We start from the raw sequence: 19,690 nt of genomic DNA, 5'->3' as shown, positions 1-19,690 counted from the left end.
ATGAAGAAGCTTATCAAGCCGGCCGTACCGGGCGCGGTGATCCCCGACATCGAACGCGGACGCGATCTCCCACCCGAGGGGCTTGTCCTCGATTGGACCCCCCATTGGGCGCTGCTGGAGCGCCGCGGCGACATCGTCGCCGAGGATGTGCCGAACGAGGGAGTTCAGGCCTCGGGCATGGCCGCAAGCACCGCGGCGCCCACGGGCGATGCAGCCACAGCGCCGACGTTCGAAGGCGCCCCTCTTCGACCCCGGCGCTGACCGCGCCATCAACCCCTGACCCCACCCCAAGGCCGCCCCACCCGGGGCGGCCTTTTCGTTGGAGCTGAAACCCGATGGCCGCCTCCCAGGTCGCGTTCAACCAGGTCCCGGGCGACATCCGGGTTCCGATCTTCGCCGCCGAGATCAATGCGGGGCCGCCGACCGCGCGCGGACCCTCGCAGCAATACGTCCTCGGGCGCTCGCTCACGGGGAGCGCCTCGCAGCCGCTGACCCCCGTGAATATCGGCTCTACCGATCCGAACGCACTCTGCGGCGTCGGATCGATCGGGGCGGAGATGATCGCCTATGCCCGGGCGATGAACCCGCTCGGCGAGATGTGGTACGTTGACGTCGGCGATCCCTCCGGCGGTCAGAAAGCGGCGGGCGCCATCACCATCAACGGCACGGCCACCGCAGCAGGCGCGCTCGTGCGCTACATCGGTGGTGAGCGATATCAGGTCGGCGTCGGGGTCAACGACACCAAGACGACGATCGCCGCTGCCCTGGCGGCCAAGATCAACGCGGGTTACGTGAAGTTCGGTCGCCGCCTCGGCGCCCCGGTCGTCGCGACCATTGACGGCACCGACACCGGCAAGATCATCCTCACAGCTCGCCACACCGGCGCGGAAGCGAACGACCTACGCATTGAGGCAGGCCTCGACGGCGACGAGGTCGACCCGGCCGGGCTCACCGTGACCATCACGGCGATGACCGGCGGCTCTGGCCTGCCTGATATGGCGAGCGTGCTCGCCTGCCTCGGTAATCGCCCGGCCGACTTCATCACGACACCATACAGCAGCGTGTCCGATCTGAATGCGGCCGGTGACTTCCTCTCGGACACCGGTACCGGCCGCGCTGCCCCCCTCGTCGGCCTCGACGGGCACTACATCACCGTCAAGAACGGCACGCTGTCGACGCTGACTGCCTTCGGTGTGACCCGCAACGACCGCCACGCCACGGTGCTCGGCATCAACCAGGTGCCGACCGCGCCCTGGTGCATCGCGGGCGCTCTCGGCGGCGCGATCGCCTTCTACAAAAACCTCGGCCGCGAGTTGAAGACGGCGATCGAGATCGCCCGGCCGATGCAGACCATCGTGCTTGTCGGCGTTCGCCCCCCCAAGGATCCGGCGGCAGTCTTCGGCATTGCGGACCGTGATTCTCTCTACCGGAACGGGATCAGCGCGCTGGTCTTCACGGCGTCCGGCGATGCCGCGCTTGACCGGGTCGTCACCACTTACCGGACTAATGCCGCGGGTCTGCCGGACACCACCTTCCTCGACATCGAGAAGGTAATGATCTCGGTCTATGTGAAGCGCCACATGAAGGCGAAGCTGCTCGGGACCTACCCGCGGCACGTTCTCCGTGAGGACAATCCGAACAGCATTCAGGGGGTGGCGACGCCTCCGCAGCTTCGGGCAACGGTGATCCACGGCTACGTGGAACTCAGCAACATTGCCGGGGTCGTGCGCCAACCAGATCTCTTCGCCGCGAACCTCGTGGTCGACCCCGATTACGATAACGACCGGGTCAACTTCTACTTGCCGGCCTCGGCTGCTGCGGCGCTGCGCGTGTTCGCGGTCAACGAGACGATCTTCACCAACCTCACCGCCGCGAACGCGTCGGGCCTCTGACGGCCGATCCGGGCGCGCGCTCTCGCGCGCCTGGACGTTGCTGATCTCTTGCCGGAGCACGGGATATGGACACCAAGGGTGGGCGCTACACCATTGACATCGGCGGCCGCCGGTTCTCCGGCCGAAGCGAAGGGAAGGTGAGACCAGCGCGAGCCGTCAACGCGAACGGCGTGAACTGGGACGGGTCGGCCTATTCGTCGGTTGCCCCGAAGCTCGCCTCGATCGAGTTGAGCTTCGACCGCGGGCAGGGCATCCCGTGGGACGAGACGATGCTGCTCCAGAAGCCGGACGTCACCTTCGAGGAGACGGACGCGGGTGTCGTCCATTACCTCACTGCGGCTGGCTGGGATGGTGAGCCGGAGATCAACACGAAGGACGGTGAGGTCACGGGCCTGAAGCTCGAAAGCGACCAGTACCGTTGGGCGCGCACGCGCTGACCTGCCCCGTCGATTCCTGCCGATATGGCTCGCCTCAACACAGGCTCTTCCCGTGGCAAATAAGATCGTCATTCTCGACCGTTCGATTACCGGTCACAAGGTCATCCACCAGCTCGAGTTCCGGGAGCCGGTCTGGAACGACATCATGGAGATTGGTGACGTCTATGTCTGGACACCGCGGGGCGATGACCGGATGATCCCGGTCCCCATGTACGGGAACATCAAGGCCTATGCCGAGCGCCTGATCGCGGAAGGCGAAAAGCCGGGCGACCCGATCACCCTCTCGCTGCTCGGCGCGTCCGACACCCGCAAGGTGCGGGACGTGATCATGGATTTTTTCCTCGACGTCGATCCGCAGGTGATCCGTGGCTCGACGTCATCGTCGAGCGACTCTTCTTCGACGTCGGAATCCAGCCCGACACCATCGGCCGAATGACCATCAGCCAGTTGCTGTGGTGGTGGAGTCGCGCAGTCGATAGGGCTGAGCGCAAGGCGCAGGGCAAGAGATGAGCAGCATCATCGAGGCCAAACTGGTCCTCTCTGGCGAGGATCGGGCTACGGCTGCCGTCGACAATGTCGTCAAGGCGCTTAAGCAGATCGAGGACGCATCGAAGGTCTCGGCCTCGGTCGACAAGCTCGCCCGCTCGCTCCTGGAGACCGAAAAGGCGCAGAAGGCCGTCACGGCGGCGATGAACGCGCGCAATGGCCTGCAGCAGGCGCAGGCGACCCTCAAGGCAGCCAGCGCCGAGGCGGCGCGGCTCGCGGGCGAGTACGACAAGGCGCGCGCCGCGGCGGCTGCCTTCAACGGGGTGCGTCTCACCAAGGGCTCGGAGCAGGCCCGCACCGCCGCGGCTGCCCGCACGGCGGTGCGCGAGCTCGGGAAGGAGTACCGGACGGCCGAGCGGTCGGTCCGGGTCGCGACCGCGGCAGTGGCCGCCCAGACCGCGACGCTGCAGCACGCCGAGCGGGCTGCGACCGCGCTTGGGGCGGATCTCTCGAACCTTGCCGGCAGGCAGCGGCAATTGAAGGCTGCGACCGAGAGCACGACACAGGCGCTGCGCCAGCAGATCTCGGCCGAGGAGCGCGCGGCCCAGGCCGCGGCGCACCACCGCCGGGAGATGCAGGAATACGCCCGGCACATGCGTCGGCACGGCGCTCTCGGCACGGCCGCCGCCGCGGCCTCGGGCTATGTCGGCGCCCACACCGTGGCGCACGGCGTGTCAGAGACTGTGCGAGCCGGCGCTCGCTACCAGCACGAGGTCGTGGCGCTCAAGAACGCGGGCCGCACCGCCCACGAGATGGAGGAGATCGAGGCGGCCTCGCGCGCGACGACCCGCGCGGTGCCGACCGCGACCTTCGAGGAGAACCTGAAGGTCATCAACGAGACGACCGGCGCGTTCGGTGATCTGCACCACGCGATCGAGAACCTGACCTTCATGCAGAAGTCGGCTTCGGTGCTGCACGCCTCGGCCGGCGACAAGATCCATGAGGGCGCGGGCGAGCTCGGCAACAAGCTCGCCCGGTTCTTCGAGATGCGCGGCACGGCCGGCAACACGCCCGTGTTCCAGCGGGAGGCCGGCGAGTTGATCCGCGCGATGGCCTTCACGCGCGGCAACTTCAACCCGCGCGAGGCGGTCAACTTCGCCCAGCAAGCGAAGGCGTCGCTGCCGCTCTACAGCGAGCGATTCCTGACCAAGATCGCGCCGTCCCTGGTGACGGAATACGGCGGCGACCGCGCCGGCACGGCGGCCAACGCCTTCAGGAACGTCATCCTCGGCAAGGCAAACGACAAGAAGCAGGCCGAGGCCTGGCTCAATCTCGGGCTGCTCGACCCGAAGAAGACGATTACGAAGGGCGGTCACGCCGTCTCGTGGTCCGGCGGGGCGGTCAAGAACACCAACCTCGCCCTGTCCGACCCGCTGGAATGGGCCCAGACCGTGCTGCTGCCGGCCCTGCGCAAGAAGGGCGTCAACGTCGACGACAAGCTGGAGCTGACGAAAGCTCTCGGCACGATGTTCCGCAACTCGAACTCGAACCTGTTCGCCGAGGCGCTGACGCAGAAGCTGTCCGTGCAACGTCTGCTCAAGGACGAGGTCAACATCAACAAGGCCGGAACTCTCGACCAGATCTATGCCCGGAACCTCTCGGAGGATCCGACACAGGCGTTCAAGGCGGTCACGGCCTCGCTTGAGAACCTGATCACCACGGCCTCGTCTCCGCTGATGGCGCAGGCCTCGGTCGGACTGAAGTCGGTTGCCGAAGGCGTGCAGAGCCTCGCGCTCGTCGCCAAGGACCACCCGAACCTTGCGGTTGCGGGCGGCATTGGGGTTGCGGGGGCGGGCTTCGGGGCGGCGGGCTATCTCTCCTACAAGCTGGCCACCGGGTTCGGCCTCTCTGGGTCGGCAACGGCCCTGACCCACTCGGCGGCCATGCTCGATGCCGCAGCCGTGCGGCTGGGCGCGGGTGGCGCGGCTGGGGTGGCAGGCACGGCCGCCCCAGCTGCGGCCGGTGTAGGCCTTGCCGGCGGCGTGGCGGCGGCAGGTGTGGCGGCCGGCGCGGCAGTCGCCGGCGTCGCGACCGCGGAACAGTTGCCGAAGGTTCTGAAGGAGAAGGGCCCGACCGCGATTGATCCGGCGACCGGTGGTGTGATCGACCAGAACCCAATGGGTGAGTTCGGCCCAGCGATCAAGGAGTGGTGGAAGAGCCATGCCCCGACGTGGTTCGGCGGTGAGCCGGCCAAGGAGGCCGGCCGCGCCGCCGGGCAGGGTATCGCAGATGGCGTCAAGGAGAAGGCGTCCGAGGTTCAGAGCCAAGGCCAGACGATCTACGATCGGATGAAGGCCCTGTTCGCGCAGGGCATCAACATGCCGATCAACCTCGCGCCCGGCGAGGGCTTCGGCGGGGGCGGCTCGTTGATCCAGCGCGCCTCCTTCGGCGGCGGCACGGCGGGCGGTGCCGCTGGCGCTCTCGCCTCGATCTCCTCGGCTGCGCCGGGCGGCAAGGGCGGCGGTGCCGTCGGTTCCGGCAGCGGGCGCTATGCCTCCCTCCCGAGTGGCAGAGGAGGCGGCCGGGATCGCTACACCGGCGCCCCGAACTGGCTCGCGGCCGGAGCTCGGGAGTCCTACGACTTCTGGATCGGGAAGGGCGCGACGCCCGCCCAGGCCGCCGGCCTCGTCGGCATGGAGCAGGGCGAGAACAACTTCAAGCCGCACGGCTACGGCGACCGGGGTACGTCCTACGGGTCGTTCATGTGGAAGATGGATCGGCGCCGCGAGATCCTCGCGGGGACAGGCATTAACGTCCACGGTGCGACCCACCAGCAGCAGCTCGAGGCGGCCTACTGGGAGATGACCCAGGGCCGCCACAAGGGCTTCTGGGGGCGCTTGCGCCAGACCACGACGCCCGAGGAAGCGGCGGCGCTTGGCGTGCGGCGGTTCGAGATCCCGGCCGACATTCCGGGGGCGAGTCGGCGCCGCGGCGGCTTCGGGCGGGACTGGTACAACCGGTTCCAGCGCGAGGACGACGAGCGCGCCAAGACGATGCAGCGCGCGCTGCCGCCCAAGCCCGCGCAGGACGACGCTTCGGCCTCGCTCCAGAACGTGGCCGCCACGCTGCGGGACATGTCCTTGCGCACGCATCACCTCGTCGAGGTCTCGGCCTCACCGGGGCTGCAGGCGCGCACCCGCGGCATGCGCGCGACGACGTCGGGTCCGATCAAGGCCGATGTCGGCGTGTCGATGCCTCAGGCGCGCTCGGAGGGGGACTGGATCTAATGCTCTCCATCCATCTCAGTACCACCGGCGTCATGGACATGGCGCGGGCACTGGAGGTGATGGGCAAGCGCCTCCCCAGCGCCCAGGCCCTCGTCCTCAACCGCGTCGGCACCCGCACGAAGGCCGTCGTCGTCGCCACGCTTCCCGAGCAAACTGGATTGCCGCGGCGGATCATCGTCAAGGCCGTCAAGATGAACCGGGCGTCGCCGAACAAGCTGCGCGTCGACATCTGGACTCGCGGCGGGGATATTTCACTGAAGTACTTCCATCCCCGGGAGGAGGGGGGAAGCGTTGTGGCGCGGGTCTATGGCGACAAGGTCGTGATCGCGGGCGGCTTCCGCCGCTCTGGCCGCGACCCGAACCGCCGGATGGTCAAGAAGCTCAACGGCCATGTCTACGTGAACACGGATGGCGGTCGCTGGCGCGGCCACATCCGCAAGGTCAAGTCGGGCGTGCTGATCCCGGCCGAGATGATCCGGGGCAAGACGCGAGCGGCTTTCGACGAGGTGGTGCACCGCGAGTTGCCGGCGGAGATCGCCAAGGAACTCGCAAAGATCCTGCCCTGAGGATCGCATGCGCAATTGGCCGAAGACCGTTCCGGGAGCCAGCTTTCGCGGGACGCCCTTCCATGTGTCCCGCGAGACCGTGGACGACGCCGGGCGCTACGTCGCGTTCCATCCCTTCGCGAAGGCGGAGACGCACGGCACCGAGGATATGGGCCGCAAGGCCTGGAAGTTCCGGGTCCAGGCGTATCTCACCGGCGATACGGTGGACGCCGACGCGATGGCCTTTCTGGAGGTCTGCTCGACGCCGGGCGCAGGCATGCTCATCCTGCCGATGCTGCCCGGGATCATGGTCCGCTGCCTTAACTGCTCCCGTGCCGCCGAGAAGAACAGTCAGGGCTATGTGCAGTTCGATCTTGAGTTCGGCGAGGCCGGCGCGCAGGGGGGCGGGTTCCCGGCGATCCCCCTCGGCGACCGCATTGCCGAGGGGGTGCTCAACACACTGCCGAGGCTGATCGGCTCCGCCCTCTCCGCCTTCGGGGTCCGCTGATGGCCGACATTCCATCGAGCGCGCTTGCCGCCTGCGCGGTCAGCGCGCAGGCGCTCGCCCGGATCCTGCTCGACCTCGCCACAGCGCTCTCGGCCCCGGCGGCCACAGCGGATCCGGTTGGGCGCCGCGCTCGCCAGATCATCCGGGTTCTGGCGCCCCGGGTGCGCGGCATGGCCGACGTCGGCGCCATCGGCCGGATGCTGGCGCAGGGCGTCCAGGATCTCGCCAGGGCGGCGAACCCCTCCGACGCGGCGACCGGCCTGTACGCGGCTGCGGCGCGCGCGAGGGACGCCTATCCCCGCACGGCCTCGCCGGTCCTGACGCGCGCCTACCGCGCTGCACAGGCGCTCGCGACCGGCATGGAGGTCGCCTGCCTGGGTGAGGCCTTCCTGGCCGAGTCGCGGTCCGCCTTTGCGGACCGTCCCTCCGGCGAGAGGGCACGGGCGCGCATCGCGGCCGCGATGGACGCCTCCGGCGACCGCATCGCCGGGCTGCTCGGGCAGGAGGTCTACGGCGCGCTGAACGCGGTGGCGCTGGAGACGGGCACCTATCTGGCCCAGCAGCTCGCGAGCCTGCGGCCGGTGGTGCGCGTCCAGGCCGCCCGCGCGCTGCCGTCGACGGCGCTCGCCTGGGCGCTCTACGGCGACCCGGCGCGCGGCGCCGAGCTGGTCGCCCGCAACAATTCTGGGACCCCGCTTTTTCTGGGGCCCGTGATCGAGGCGCTGTCCCCGAACCCGTGAGGCCTGACGCGTGTCCGCGACGTGGGAGATCGTCACCCTTGTGGTCGACGGACAGGCCCTGCAGGGCTGGCAGCAGGTCAGCGTAACCCGCTCGGCCGAGGCAGCCGCGATCTCCTTCAGCCTCGTGGCCACGAACCCGGCCTGGTCGCAACAGGCCCGCCTTCTGCGCCGCGGCAAGCTGGTGCAGATCTACACCGCTCCCGATACCGAGGGGCAAGGCTTCGGGAGCTTCAATCCCGGAGATGCCGATCTCCTCTGCACCGGTTACGTCGACGATTACGATGTTGAGATCGGCGCGAAGGGTCACCGCGAGGTCGGCGTCTCGGGCCGCTCGAAGGCGGGCGATGCCATCGACTGTCCGCCCGCCAAGCACAAGACCGGCCGGGTCGAGAACAAGGACCTCAAGGGGGTCTGCGACGAGTTCGACGAGTGGGGCATCGGCTTCAAGGCCGACATTCCGCTGAAGAAGCTGCGCGACGTACAGACCGTCCCGGGCGAGAGCTTCTTCAAGACGGTCGAGCGGGAGGCGCGCCGGATCGGCGCGCTTCTCACTGGTCAGCCCGACGGGTCCGTGAAGATCACGCGCGCAGGCAAGACCCGACACGCGGGCGCCCTCGTCGAGGGGCAGTCTCCGGTCACGAAGTGGAAGCTGCGATTCTCGATCCAGAACAAGCGCTCGCCGATCATCGTGCGCGGTCAGACCGCCCGGGGCACAGGCGGCAAGGCCCTGCGCCAGGAGGAGCGGGAAGAGGATCCGAGCGTCGAGCGCTACCGGCCCGAGATCCTGTTCAACGAGGGGTCCGACACCGCCAAGGAACTGAAGCGCCGTGCGAAGTGGCAGCAGCTGCGCCGCTCCGGATCCGGCGTCACCGCGTCGCCTTGCGTCGCGACGTGGCGTGATGCCGGCGGCAAGCTGTGGGAGCCCGGCTTCCTTGTCGCGGCACGGGTGCCGAGCGAGGACCTCGACCAGGACCTCGCGATCAAGACCATCAGCTTCGTGCAGGTGATGGGTGAGGGGGAGGGGGCCGGCACCTATGCCGATCTCGTCCTCGTCGAGCCGCGCACGCTTGGGGGCGCGAAGTCGGGCGGCGGCTCCTCGAGCGGGGATCTCGACACCGGCAGCGAATTGGGCGCCGACGGCGAGGACCAGGGCGGCGAGGAGGAACCGTGAGCGGACGTCTCTTCCGGGTCGAACATGTCGAGACCGATGACAAGGGCGACCTGCAGACCACGACGCTCCTGGGGCCCGCGGGCGAGGAGCTGAAACGGGTCCACCGCCTTCAGCCTTTCGGTTTCCATTCGAGCGTGCCGAAAGGAGCGCACGGGCTCGGGGTGCAGTTCGGCGGCGGTCCCGAAGGGGGCCGCCGCCTCAACATGGTGCTTGGGCTGGAGCACCCCGACCACCGCCCGAAGAACCGGGAGGTCGGCTCGACCGCGCTCTATGACGCGAACGGCTCGATCGTCTCGCTGGTCCAGCAGAACATCCGGGTCGTGCACTCGAAGGCGGTCCACATCGTCGCCCCGGAGATCGTGCTGGAGGGCACGGTCTACCTCGGCGGCAAGTCGGGCGCGAAGCTCGTCCACCGCAAGGACGACCTCGACAGCGACGGCGACATCGCCGTGGGAAGCGCGTCCAAGGTCTATGCGGTCTGAACCAGGGATACCGGCTCGATGCAGCTCACCATCACGCCGCTCGCGGACGCGCGCGTCGTCGTGCTGCCGCCGGACATCGTCTGGCTGCGTATCGACGGCGCCCCGGCCGGGCGGGGCGAAAGCGGCGTGGTCGGGGACTTCAGGGTCTCGACGCGGGCCGCGGACGGCCCGGTCGGCGGCTTGGTTGCAGCCAACCCGCTGCGCACCGCCACCATCATGCTGCTGTTCTCGGACTGCCGCGTCGAAGTGCATGAGCTTCGGCCCGAGCACCGCGGCGATCGGCGCGGCTGGGTCGGGGATGGGTTTGACGTCGACACGGCGAATGGCGAGGCGCCGCTCGGCTCGAAGGTCTGGCTCTACCGCCGCGAGACGCTGTCCGCGCAGATCGCGATGCAGGTCGCGGCCGAGGCCAAGCGTGCCCTCAATCCGCTCCTCATGCAGAGGGCGGTCGCCCGCATTGATACGGGCTACGACCTCATTCTGGAAAACGACCTCCTGATGCTGTTCGTCGACCTCTACGGCCGTGACGGTCGCAAGGTCTATTCCGATCGATTCGACATGTTTTGGGGGCGCAGCGATGGCGGGCTATAACATCCGCTCGCTCGCCGAACTTGGGTCACAGGCGCGCAAGTATTTTACGCAAGCCGTCGAGGGGGCGGTCGCGCTCGTCTGGGCCAACACCTTCACGGTGTTTGCCAAGGTCCTCGCCCTCCTCGACTTCGAGCACGAGCAGCGCCGCGCGTGGCTGTTCAAGCAGATGTTCGCCTCGACGGCGGACGAGATCTGGCTCGTCCGCCACGCCTTCGAGCTGGGGCTGGCGCAGGGCGCGGGTCAGACCGCCTTCGGACGGGTCACAGTCGCGGCGACGCCCGGCCTCGTCGTGCCCGCGGGTCTCACGTGGGTCCGCGAGGACGGGCTCACCTATACGACGCTGGCGCAGGCCATCGCGGCCGGCAACTCGGTCACCCTCTACGTCGAAGCCGACCTCGTGGGCGAGGTCGGGAACGTCGCAGCCGGGACCGAACTGACGCTCTCGCCCGACAGCGACGCGCCCGAGGCGCTGGGCACCGTTGCCACCGTCGTCGCGGCTGAGGACGGGTCGGGCCTCTCGGGCGGGATCGACGCCGAGGACCTGGAGTCCCTGCGCGCCCGGGTGCTCGCCCGCAAGCGCAACCCGCCCCATGGCGGGGCGGAGGGCGACTACATCGCCTGGGTGACGGAGGCGCTACCGGGCGTCGTGCGCGCGGTCTGGGTCGACAGCTTCTCGAACGACGCGCGCTCGGTTTGGGTGATGTTCACCGTCGCCGACCAGCCGAACGGCATCCCGACCGCGGCCCAGGTTGCGACGGTTCAGGCCCACATCGACGACGGCGTGCGCCGTCCCGTGACCGCCCGGGTGTTCGTGTCAGCCCCCATCGCGCACCACATCAACCTCCTGATCGCGGGCCTCTCCCCCGACACACCCGACATCCGCGACGCGATCGCCGCCGAGGTCGAGGCCGTGTTCGTCGATCGCGCCGAGCCGGGCAAGCCGACCAAGGGCGCCTTCGCCCTCTCGCGCTCCTGGCTCACCGAGGCCATCTCGCGCGCGACGGGCGAAGACCGCCACCGCCTCGTCACGCCCGCCGACGACCTCGTCTTCGGGCCGGGTCAGCTCCCGGTGCCGGGGCTCATCTCCTACACGGATTAGGGCCGATGCTGCGCCGCCTGTCCGTCGACCGGCTCAGCCCTACGGCCGACGCCACCGGCCTCACCGCCGATGCGACCGCGCTCGGCTTCATCGATCCGCCGCGCCCCCTGCCCACCGCCGACCGGCTGCTGCCGACGGTTGACGGCGAGGGCTACACGGTCGACCTGGACTATCCCGGCCAGCTGCCGCCCGGCTGGCCCTGCGCCCACCTCGGGGCGGAGCCGCCCTCCGTCTACGACATCCAGGCCGAGCCGACAGCCGAGCGAATCCTGCCGCAGCTCCTCGCGCTCACGCCGCGGGGTCCCGCCTGGGGCACGGACGAGGCCGGCGACGGGCGGGGCGCCTCGCCCGTCATGCGCCAGGTCTGGAGCGCGCTCGCGGCCTGGGTCGCGGAGGTCAACCGGGTCGAGTTCGACCTCGCGACCCAGGCCCTGCCGTCCGCCGTCTCCTGGGCTCTGCCTGATTGGGAGGCCGAGCTCGGGCTGCCGGACCCCTGCGGCACCGGCCCGACGGGACGGGAGGCGCGGGTTGCGGCGGTCCGCGCCCGCTTCGCCGCGCAGGGCGGCGCGTCGCCCGCCTATTTCATCTGTCTCGCCGCCTCGATCGGCTACGACATCACCATCGAGGAGCCGACTCAGTTCCTGTGCGACGTGTCGGAGTGCTCGAACGACTCGCTCGAAGAGACGTGGTTCACCTGTGATGAGGGCGAGTGCGACAGCACCCCGCTCGAAGGCTACATCCTCAAGCCCGACATCGAGGACACCGACCAAGTCTCCGACGAGACCCAGTGGAAATACTGGGTCGTGCACGTGCGCGGCTACGGCGAAACGTGGTTCTACCCGGACGAGGGCGAGTGCGACACGGACCCCCTCGAAGGGTTCACCACCGCGCAGGATCTGGAGTGCCTGCTCCACCGCTACGCGCCCCAGCACACAAGGCTGATCTTCGCCTACAGCCTCGCCGCCTGACCATCCTCATTCGCCTGCGCCGCTGATCGGCCGCCCCTCCGCGGCCGGGTGCGCGCGCCTGCCTGCCGGAGCCCCCATGGACTACGTGCCCCCGACCGGGTCGCTCGACCCGAACGCGCCTTATGTAAGCAAGAACACGGCTGCCGGCACCCAGGGCTCGAAGGTGCCGCCGAAGGCCATCGAGCATCCGATGCGGGAGCTGAAGGCGCTGATCGAGGGCGCCGGGCTCATCCCCAGCGGGTCTGACCTTCAGCAGGTGCTCAAGGCCGTCAAGGCGCTGATCGGCGGCGCGGCGCCGCCAAAGGCGCTCCTGCACATCGGCACCGCGACAGGGTCCGGCGGCGCGTTTGCCGTCGCGAGCCTCTACCCGGCCGTCGAGGCCCTCGAAGAGGGGATGCTGATCGAACTGATCTTCCCCACCCCGAACGTTGGCGCGACCACCGTGACGTTCACCGGGTTCGAGCCGGACATCACGCGCAGCGTCTGCCGGGCCGATGGCTCGGACCTCAAGGACAACGACGTGCTCGCGGGGGCCTTCCTGGTCGCGGTGCGTGCGGACGGCAGGCTGGGGCTTGTGAACTTCAACCCGGCGCGCTTCGCGGCGTCGGGCACGCTCATTGTGCGCACGAGCCAGAACTGGGTCGTCCCGGCCGGCGTATTCGAAATCAAGACGCTGCAGATCTGGGGGGCAGGCGGCGGCGGCGGCGGCGCCGGGGGCGCGGCGGACGGCAACGGCAACTGGTCGTCCGCGGGCACGGGCGGCGGCGGCGGCGGCTACAAGGAGCTGACGGCGATCAAGGTCGTGCCCGGCACCACCATCGCGCTCACCGTGGGCACGGGGGGCGCCCCGGGGGCGCAGGGGGGCGGCAACGGCGGGGCGGGCGGCACCACCTCGGTCGGGACGCTCGCCGCGGCGACGGGTGGCGCAGGCGGCGAGGGCCGCGCCTCCGGCTTCGGCAACACTGTCGCCTTCGGCGGCAACGGCATCGGCTCTGACGGGTTCAACGTGCCGGGCCTGTTCGGCAGCTTCCCCTACAGCCTCGCAGGCGCGCTGTTCGGCGGTGCCGGTGGCTCCAGCTACCTGGGCACCGCCCCGGCAGGCGGCTATGGCCCCTATCCCGGCGCCGATGCCAGCGCGCCGGGGTGTGGCGGCTCCGGGGCGTCCTCGAACGCCGTCGGGGGCCGCGGCGCCGACGGCCTGATCAAGCTCACATTCTGAGGAGACGCGCCCGTGGCCGTTGCCCGCCTTGTCAATGGCGTCGTGGTCGAGTTGCTTGACCCGACGCCGGGCCGCTACCCGGAGGCCCTTATCGAGCTCTGCGTGCCGGCTCCGGCGGAGGTCGGGATCAGCTGGCGCTACGATGGGGCGGAGTTTGCCCCGCCTGTCGCGCCGCCGCCCACGGTCACGGACCTCCTCCAGCACGCCGCTGCCCAGCGCTACATTGCCGAGACCCGAGGGATCACGGTCGACGGCGTCGCGGTCGCGAGCGACCGCACCTCCCAGGCCATGCTCACGGCTGCGGTCGCCTACCTCCAGTCCTCCGGCGCGCCGAGCGTCGCGTTCAAGGGGCTTGGCGGCTTCGTGATGCTGACGGCGGCGCAGGTCACCGCCATCGCCCTGGCGGTCGGCGCCCATGTCCAGAGCTGCTTTGCCACGGAGGCCGCCCTCGTGGCCGGGATCCGCGCCGAGCCACCGACCGTCACGACTCTGGCCCAGATCGACGCCGCCTTCGCGGCCTGAGGAGAGGCCGCCGATGGTCGAGATCGAGCACGTCAACATCGGGCGGGTGCCCAACGACGGGCAGGGCGACACCCCGCGGGTGTCCTTCGCCAAGGTCAACCGCAACATGGCAGCGCTCGTGGCCGCCCTCTCGGACGTCCAGAGCGCCATCGGGGCGGCGGTCGCCGCCGCTGCGGCGGCCACCGCTTCGGCCGACCAAGCGCTCAGCAAAGAGCAGGCCGCCTTCAACGCCGCCTTCGAGGCGCTGTTTGTTGCGTGGCTGTTGAGCCGCCCGACCGCGCCGGACGGGCTCGGGACCAACAAGGTGTACCGCCAGGGCGACGCGTCGGGCGGCTACACCCTCTTCGTGACGGGGACCAACACCTGATGCGCCTCTTCCTCGCGATTCTCGCGCTCGTCCTCGCGAGCGCCGCGCCGGCGCGCGCCCTCGACGCCGCCGCCCTCGCCAAGCGCCCGCCGCTCGCCGGCAAGAGCCTGGAGGCGATCACCGTGACGGCCCCGGGCGCTATCTCGGGCGGGCGCCTGGCGGTCACGGGCGGCGATGCACCGCTCGACCTCATCTCCGGCGGCATGCCCACCAGCGGGACCTGGGTCACGCAGGGCTCGCTCATGGCCGAGCCGATCCTGGGGCCGTTCTGGTCGCGCGACGGATCCGGCAACATCTCGCCGGCCCTTGTGGCGCAGGATCTGACCCGGGCTGGATTGGCGCGCTACTATACTGCCTCGCAGAACAGCGATAAGGGCGAGTACGCTAACCTGTTCAATATGAACGTGACCAACGGTTATCCCGGCAACTGGACGCCAAACACGGTCTATAAGCACCGCTCGACCGTCGTGCATGGCGGCAATATGTATGTCGTTAAGGACGGCACCTACGGCGGTACGTCCGGCAACTCGGGCGGCCCGACCGGCACCACGCCGGGCGTCGATATCCCGGATGGCACGGTGACGTGGCGCTATGAACCAAATAAGTCCCCAGCTAACGGCGGTAAGACCAATCTTGGCGTCTTCACCTATGCCGAAGATAATGCCGGGGCGACTTGGGGGGTCGCGGTCGATACGCAGATTTCGCAGGGTGACGGAAGACGGATCAACGTCTATTCGCAGGAAATCGACCTCGTCAACTACCGGACGGACTACGGAGTGGCAACACCCGGCGGTGTCGCAACGGCTCTTCAGATTTTCATGAACGGGCCGCGGCGCTCCTCGTCCGGGCTGTCCATCGCGGGCCTCGACGACGTGAGCGATCCCGCGCACGTCGTCAACGGCATCACGCTGTGCTGCGACAAGCTCGTCTCGGATAATGGCTACTACGACCTGACACACGCTGGAACGGCCATTCGATTAGGCGGGACTTATGGTGTCGGTCTCGCGTTGAGCGGCAGCTTCTCCGGATTTCAGATCCAAGGGCCCGGCTGGAACGTCAATCCGTTCGGCGACATCACCCACCACTCCCTGATCTCGACGGGTGCTCAAGGTGTCGGTCTGACCTTCGCGGGCACCTACGCCAATTTCCAAATCAACGGTCAGGGATGGAACGTCAACCCAATGGGCGTCATCACGGCCTCGGGCATTGTGATGACGGGCGGCCTCAAGTTGGCCCCCTATACGGTCTCTACGCTGTATCCATGCGTGTCCGGGTCGGAGGGCACGATGGCCTACGTCACCGACGCCACGGCGGTGACGTACAATGCCGTGCCTGTCGGCGGCGGCAACTTGAAGACCCCCGTATTCTGCGACGGGACGTCCTGGAAGATGCGCTGACACCGCCCGGTGCGGCCGCCCGACGGCTGCCGATCCCGTCCCTCATCCCTCGCCCCATCGCAGCCGCCCCACCCGGGCGGCTCTTTCGTGAGCGCGGAGCGCCATGGCCTTCGAACTGATCAACATCGGGCGGGTGCCCAATGACGGCACCGGCGACGACCTGCGCACGGCCTTCCTGAAGGTCAACTTGTTCCTGCGGGCCTATGCTGATCTCGCCGAGGCGCTCGGCACGACCGATGTGGTCGCGGCCCTCAACGGGCTCTCAAGCACCATCGCCGGCCGGCAGCCCGCGACGGAGGTGCTGAGCGCCCTGAGCACCCTCGGCAGCCTCACAGCCCTCGCAGGGGCCGGGAATCCCGTCGGCGACGCCATCGCCGCCCGCATCGCGGATACCGAGAAGGGCGCAGCCAATGGGGTCGCGACACTCGGTTCGGACGGCAAGCTCGCATTGGCGCAGCGCCCTGCGGCCGACATCCCGAACGTCAAGGACTTCGGTGCCCAGCTTGACGGTACGAAGGAAGACCTTTCGGCCTTCAGCGCAGCCCGCGCCGCAACCCCGAACAACGGCACCGTAGAAGTCCCCCCGGGTACGTGGAAGGTGAGCGGTACCCCTGCCGGAGGACCATCCACTCCGATTCTCTGGCGGTTGTCAGGCAATACAACCCCGGAGGGGTGGCCGGTCATTGGTATCGGCACCGATGTCGTTGAAACGATGGTCGAAGGTGGGAAATACTTCGCCAAGGCGAACAGCCGCCCCAATGACGGCCCGGTTGTACGTATTGACCAGACCATCAACCATTCCGGGGGGACGCTTGCTAACGTCATTCCTGCGTTTCGTGTGAATCAAACAATCACTAACGTAGGTGGGCTGAATAACTTCGGTTGGGCGAACTCTACTATTCTGACTTCGTCAGGCCGCGGAGCGGGAGAGCACGTAGCCCTTGCTTCACTTGCAACACGTCCGGCGGATGCTCTGAGTGACGGGCAAGGGCAGCGTTCCCCTATTTGGGGTCTGTACGTGGAGACCAACGACCAGACCAACCAACCCCCGGACGCTACGGGCAGCATGGTCGGGTTTGAACACGACATGTTTGCTAACGGTGAGGACCACTTCACCGGGGCTAACCGCATCAATCACCACATGGTCTTAGGGCGTCAAAACCCGACCGGACCCAAGGCGTATTTCGGTTGGGGCAGCGTCATCTCGAATAAGGATGGCGGTCTTGGCTACGCTTGGCCCGACCAATCCTATGTCGGGGTTGGCTACGGCTTACAGATCGCCTTTAACGGCGCCGGCTTCGATGCGTCCCAGGGCTTTTCAATTGCTCAGGCACCGGCCTTCAGAATGGCTGAAGGCATGTCGATCTCCTTCGACGCCGAAAACCGGCCCATGTTACGGCATGACGTCGGGGCTCTTCGCTACTACTACAACGGAACTGAACTATTTAACATCAAGGATACTGGCGAGTTTAACATCGGCGGCGCAATTTATCTACAAGAGTCGAACCCGGTTGTCTTCACGAGCGATGCAAAAAGTCAACTCAAGCATACGAGCGGCGCTCTTCGGTACTACTATAACGGAGCAGAGATCTTCAATCTCGGCGATGCCGGCGGTATGAGCCTAGCCGGCAGCGCAGCTGTGTCTGGTGTTCTAACCTCGGTCGGACTGAAACACGGGAAGAATTTTACGATAGCCGGCTCGTTCGACCTCAATACTCTCACGGAAGCCGGCTTCTACGATGGGGCTGGCATGGTCAACGCCCCGACAGCCGACTGGTATCATATCGAGGTCCAAACCCACTCGAACAGCCCGCTCTACTGCAAGCAGACCATCACCCAGCTATCGGCCGGTCGGAAGACCTACCAGCGCACCCGCGATGCCGGCAATTGGTCGGCGTGGGAGGAGATCGTCCGGGCCGGAACCGACGTCACCTTCGGCACCGTCGCCGCCACCGCCGCCAACGTGAGCGGTTTGGTGCAGTCGCTCGGCACCGGCTCAGGCTTCGTGCTCTCTGACAGAGCGGCTGGATCTACACAGTGGACCATTTACCAGTACGGTGGTCCGCTGAGACTGTTTCGGAGCGATAGCGGCGACCTCTTCACCTTCAATACCCCCTACTTCGCTCCCGGCAATGACGGCGGGATGGCGCTCGGTCAGCCAACCGCGAAGTGGAGCATGGTCTACGCCGCGTCGGGCTCAATCAACACCTCGGACGCCCGCAAGAAGACCGGGGTCGCGCCGCTGACCGAGGCGGAACTCGCATGGGCGCAGGATCTGGCCCGGGAAATCGGCGCCTTCCAGTTCCTCTCCGCGGTTGCCGAGAAGGGCGAGGACGGGGCGCGGCACCACATCGGCCTGACGGTGCAGCGGGCGATCGAATTGGGGCAGGCCCGCGGCCTCGATCCCTTCCGCTACGGCTTCATCTGCTACGACAAGTGGGACGCCGAGCCCGAGGTCTCCGAGCCGATCATCGGCGAGGATGGTGAGCCGACCGGCGAGACCCGCGTGCTGTCGCCCGCCCGGCCGGCCGGCGACTGCTACGGCTTCCGGCCGGATCAACTCGCCCTCTTCATTGCCCGCGGCCAGGAGGCCCGCCTCGCCGCGCTCGAAGTCCGCCTGGGCTGACCCCATCCATTCCCCACATTGGAGATCCCCCATGGCCGCGTCGACTTTCGACCGGGCGCTGACGCTCGTCCTGGCGCACGAGGGCGGCTACGTCGATCACCCCGACGACCCTGGCGGGCCCACCAACCTCGGGGTGACCATCGGCACGCTCTCGGCGGTGCTCGGGCGGCCCGCCACCCGGGCAGAGGTGAAGGCGCTGACGCCCGCCAAGGTCGCTCCGATCTACCGCACCCGCTTCTGGGATGCGGTGCGCGGCGACGAGCTGCCGGCCGGCGTCGACTACGCCGTGTTCGACTTTGCGGTGAACAGCGGGCCGGCCCGGGCGGCCATCGCGCTGCAGCGCCTGGTCGGCGTGGCGGACGACGGCGTGATCGGCTCGGTGACCCTGGCGGCGGTCGCGCGGACGGATCAGCGCTGGCTCGTCAAGGCGCTTTGCGACAGCCGCCTGGCCTTCCTGCAGTCGCTGACGAAGAGCTGGCCCACCTTCGGGAAGGGCTGGACCACGCGGGTGGCCGGCGTCCGGACGGAAGCGCTCGCCCTGGTCACGGCACCGGTCGTCGGGACCGCGACCACCATGGCGCGGCCTGAAGGCGGTGCGCCGAAGGCGGGCATGATGCAGACCGGCGGCCTGCTCGCGGCGCTCAAGCGCCTGTGGCGCGGCAAGGTCGCCTAACCGAACCGCCGCAAAATCTGCGGTAGTTCCCCCCGAGCCGGCCGGGCCCGCCGCGCGCACGCCCCCTCTCTGGAACAGCAGAGGGGTGGAGACCTCCTCCCATGGATTGGCTTCAACTCGCCGGGCAGCTCGCGCAGGTCGGGCTGCCCTCTCTTGGCGCACTCCTCGGCACCACGCTGGGCGGGCCGATCGGCGGCGGCATCGGGGCCGCAGTGGGCAAGGGCGCGGCCGCCGCCATCGGCGCGGCCCTTGGCGTGCCCGCAACCCCGCAGGCAATCAGCCAGGCACTGCAGGCCGATCCCTCCGGCGCCCAAGTGAAGCTCGCCGAGATCGAGGCGGCCGCAAAGCTGCAGATGGCCGAGCTGGAAGACCTCGCCAACGCTCGCCAGATGCAGCTCGGGCTGGCGCAGGCCAGTCACTGGACCGCCGCGATGCCGGCGATCGTCACGCTGGCGATCCTCACCGCCTGGGCGCTGCTGACCAGCGCGCTCTACTTCATCCAGGGCGAGATCCCCGAGCGCGTCTACCAGCTCTTGAGCCAAGCCTATGGCGCGGCCAACCTCGCGCTGGGCACCGCCATCGCCTTCTGGCTCGGCTCGTCGCGCTCCAGCCAGCAGAAGGATGCGCAGATCAGTGCCATCCTGCCGAGCGTGGTCAAGCGCTGATGCAACCGGCAGCCC

At 68.4% G+C, this 19,690-nt stretch carries 20 protein-coding genes; all 20 read left to right on the top strand.

Features of this window, described 5'->3' with window-relative positions:
- On the top strand, positions 1-261 hold the full coding sequence (locus tag MNOD_RS11775; RefSeq protein ID WP_015929105.1) for a hypothetical protein: 261 nt from the start codon (positions 1-3) through the stop codon (positions 259-261).
- Positions 262-557: 296 nt separating this feature from the next.
- Positions 558-1,892, top strand: coding sequence for a hypothetical protein (locus MNOD_RS11770; protein ID WP_198157595.1), 1,335 nt, complete (start codon positions 558-560; stop codon positions 1,890-1,892).
- Between the two features lie 65 nt (positions 1,893-1,957).
- A complete protein-coding gene (locus MNOD_RS11765) occupies positions 1,958-2,329 on the top strand; it encodes a phage tail tube protein (RefSeq protein ID WP_015929103.1) in 372 nt (123 codons plus the stop codon).
- A gap of 52 nt (positions 2,330-2,381) precedes the next feature.
- Positions 2,382-2,765, top strand: coding sequence for a hypothetical protein (locus tag MNOD_RS11760; protein WP_015929102.1), 384 nt, complete (start codon positions 2,382-2,384; stop codon positions 2,763-2,765).
- A gap of 70 nt (positions 2,766-2,835) precedes the next feature.
- On the top strand, positions 2,836-6,102 hold the full coding sequence (locus MNOD_RS11755; protein ID WP_015929101.1) for a phage tail tip lysozyme: 3,267 nt from the start codon (positions 2,836-2,838) through the stop codon (positions 6,100-6,102).
- On the top strand, positions 6,102-6,668 hold the full coding sequence (locus tag MNOD_RS11750; RefSeq protein ID WP_015929100.1) for a hypothetical protein: 567 nt from the start codon (positions 6,102-6,104) through the stop codon (positions 6,666-6,668). Before MNOD_RS11755 ends, MNOD_RS11750 begins: the two co-directional genes overlap by 1 nt.
- A 7-nt stretch (positions 6,669-6,675) precedes the next feature.
- Positions 6,676-7,155: a DNA circularization N-terminal domain-containing protein gene (locus tag MNOD_RS11745; protein ID WP_015929099.1), complete on the top strand. Its 480-nt coding sequence runs from the start codon at positions 6,676-6,678 to the stop codon at positions 7,153-7,155.
- Complete coding sequence (locus MNOD_RS11740) at positions 7,155-7,895, top strand: hypothetical protein (RefSeq protein ID WP_015929098.1); 741 nt, start codon at positions 7,155-7,157, stop codon at positions 7,893-7,895. Before MNOD_RS11745 ends, MNOD_RS11740 begins: the two co-directional genes overlap by 1 nt.
- Before the next feature lie 10 nt (positions 7,896-7,905).
- Positions 7,906-9,066: a phage baseplate assembly protein gene (locus MNOD_RS11735; protein ID WP_015929097.1), complete on the top strand. Its 1,161-nt coding sequence runs from the start codon at positions 7,906-7,908 to the stop codon at positions 9,064-9,066.
- Complete coding sequence (locus MNOD_RS41355; protein ID WP_015929096.1) at positions 9,063-9,548, top strand: phage baseplate assembly protein domain-containing protein; 486 nt, start codon at positions 9,063-9,065, stop codon at positions 9,546-9,548. Before MNOD_RS11735 ends, MNOD_RS41355 begins: the two co-directional genes overlap by 4 nt.
- 18 nt (positions 9,549-9,566) lie before the next feature.
- Positions 9,567-10,139 carry a phage GP46 family protein gene (locus tag MNOD_RS41350; protein ID WP_015929095.1) on the top strand — a complete coding sequence of 191 codons (573 nt, stop codon included), beginning with the start codon at positions 9,567-9,569 and terminating at the stop codon, positions 10,137-10,139.
- A complete protein-coding gene (locus MNOD_RS11720; RefSeq protein WP_015929094.1) occupies positions 10,126-11,238 on the top strand; it encodes a baseplate J/gp47 family protein in 1,113 nt (370 codons plus the stop codon). The genes MNOD_RS41350 and MNOD_RS11720 overlap by 14 nt, the downstream gene beginning before the upstream one ends.
- A 5-nt stretch (positions 11,239-11,243) precedes the next feature.
- Positions 11,244-12,206 carry a YmfQ family protein gene (locus MNOD_RS41345; RefSeq protein WP_015929093.1) on the top strand — a complete coding sequence of 321 codons (963 nt, stop codon included), beginning with the start codon at positions 11,244-11,246 and terminating at the stop codon, positions 12,204-12,206.
- A 76-nt stretch (positions 12,207-12,282) separates the two neighbouring features.
- Positions 12,283-13,425, top strand: a complete 1,143-nt coding sequence (locus tag MNOD_RS41340) for a glycine-rich domain-containing protein (RefSeq protein ID WP_015929092.1) — start codon at positions 12,283-12,285, stop codon at positions 13,423-13,425.
- 12 nt (positions 13,426-13,437) lie between these two features.
- Entirely contained in the window at positions 13,438-13,947 is a 510-nt protein-coding gene (locus MNOD_RS11705) for a DUF4376 domain-containing protein (RefSeq protein ID WP_015929091.1), read from the top strand.
- A 13-nt stretch (positions 13,948-13,960) separates the two neighbouring features.
- Positions 13,961-14,314, top strand: coding sequence for a hypothetical protein (locus MNOD_RS11700; protein ID WP_015929090.1), 354 nt, complete (start codon positions 13,961-13,963; stop codon positions 14,312-14,314).
- Positions 14,314-15,711 carry a hypothetical protein gene (locus MNOD_RS11695; protein WP_015929089.1) on the top strand — a complete coding sequence of 466 codons (1,398 nt, stop codon included), beginning with the start codon at positions 14,314-14,316 and terminating at the stop codon, positions 15,709-15,711. The genes MNOD_RS11700 and MNOD_RS11695 overlap by 1 nt, the downstream gene beginning before the upstream one ends.
- A 103-nt stretch (positions 15,712-15,814) precedes the next feature.
- Entirely contained in the window at positions 15,815-18,337 is a 2,523-nt protein-coding gene (locus tag MNOD_RS41335; RefSeq protein ID WP_015929088.1) for a tail fiber domain-containing protein, read from the top strand.
- 31 nt (positions 18,338-18,368) lie between these two features.
- Positions 18,369-19,010 carry a glycoside hydrolase family 108 protein gene (locus tag MNOD_RS11685; protein ID WP_015929087.1) on the top strand — a complete coding sequence of 214 codons (642 nt, stop codon included), beginning with the start codon at positions 18,369-18,371 and terminating at the stop codon, positions 19,008-19,010.
- Between the two features lie 101 nt (positions 19,011-19,111).
- Entirely contained in the window at positions 19,112-19,675 is a 564-nt protein-coding gene (locus MNOD_RS11680; RefSeq protein ID WP_015929086.1) for a hypothetical protein, read from the top strand.
- Positions 19,676-19,690: the final 15 nt, after the last annotated feature.

The sequence above is a fragment of the Methylobacterium nodulans ORS 2060 genome (assembly GCF_000022085.1).
Taxonomy (GTDB): domain Bacteria; phylum Pseudomonadota; class Alphaproteobacteria; order Rhizobiales; family Beijerinckiaceae; genus Methylobacterium; species Methylobacterium nodulans.
This window is presented reverse-complemented; position numbering and strand designations above follow the sequence as displayed.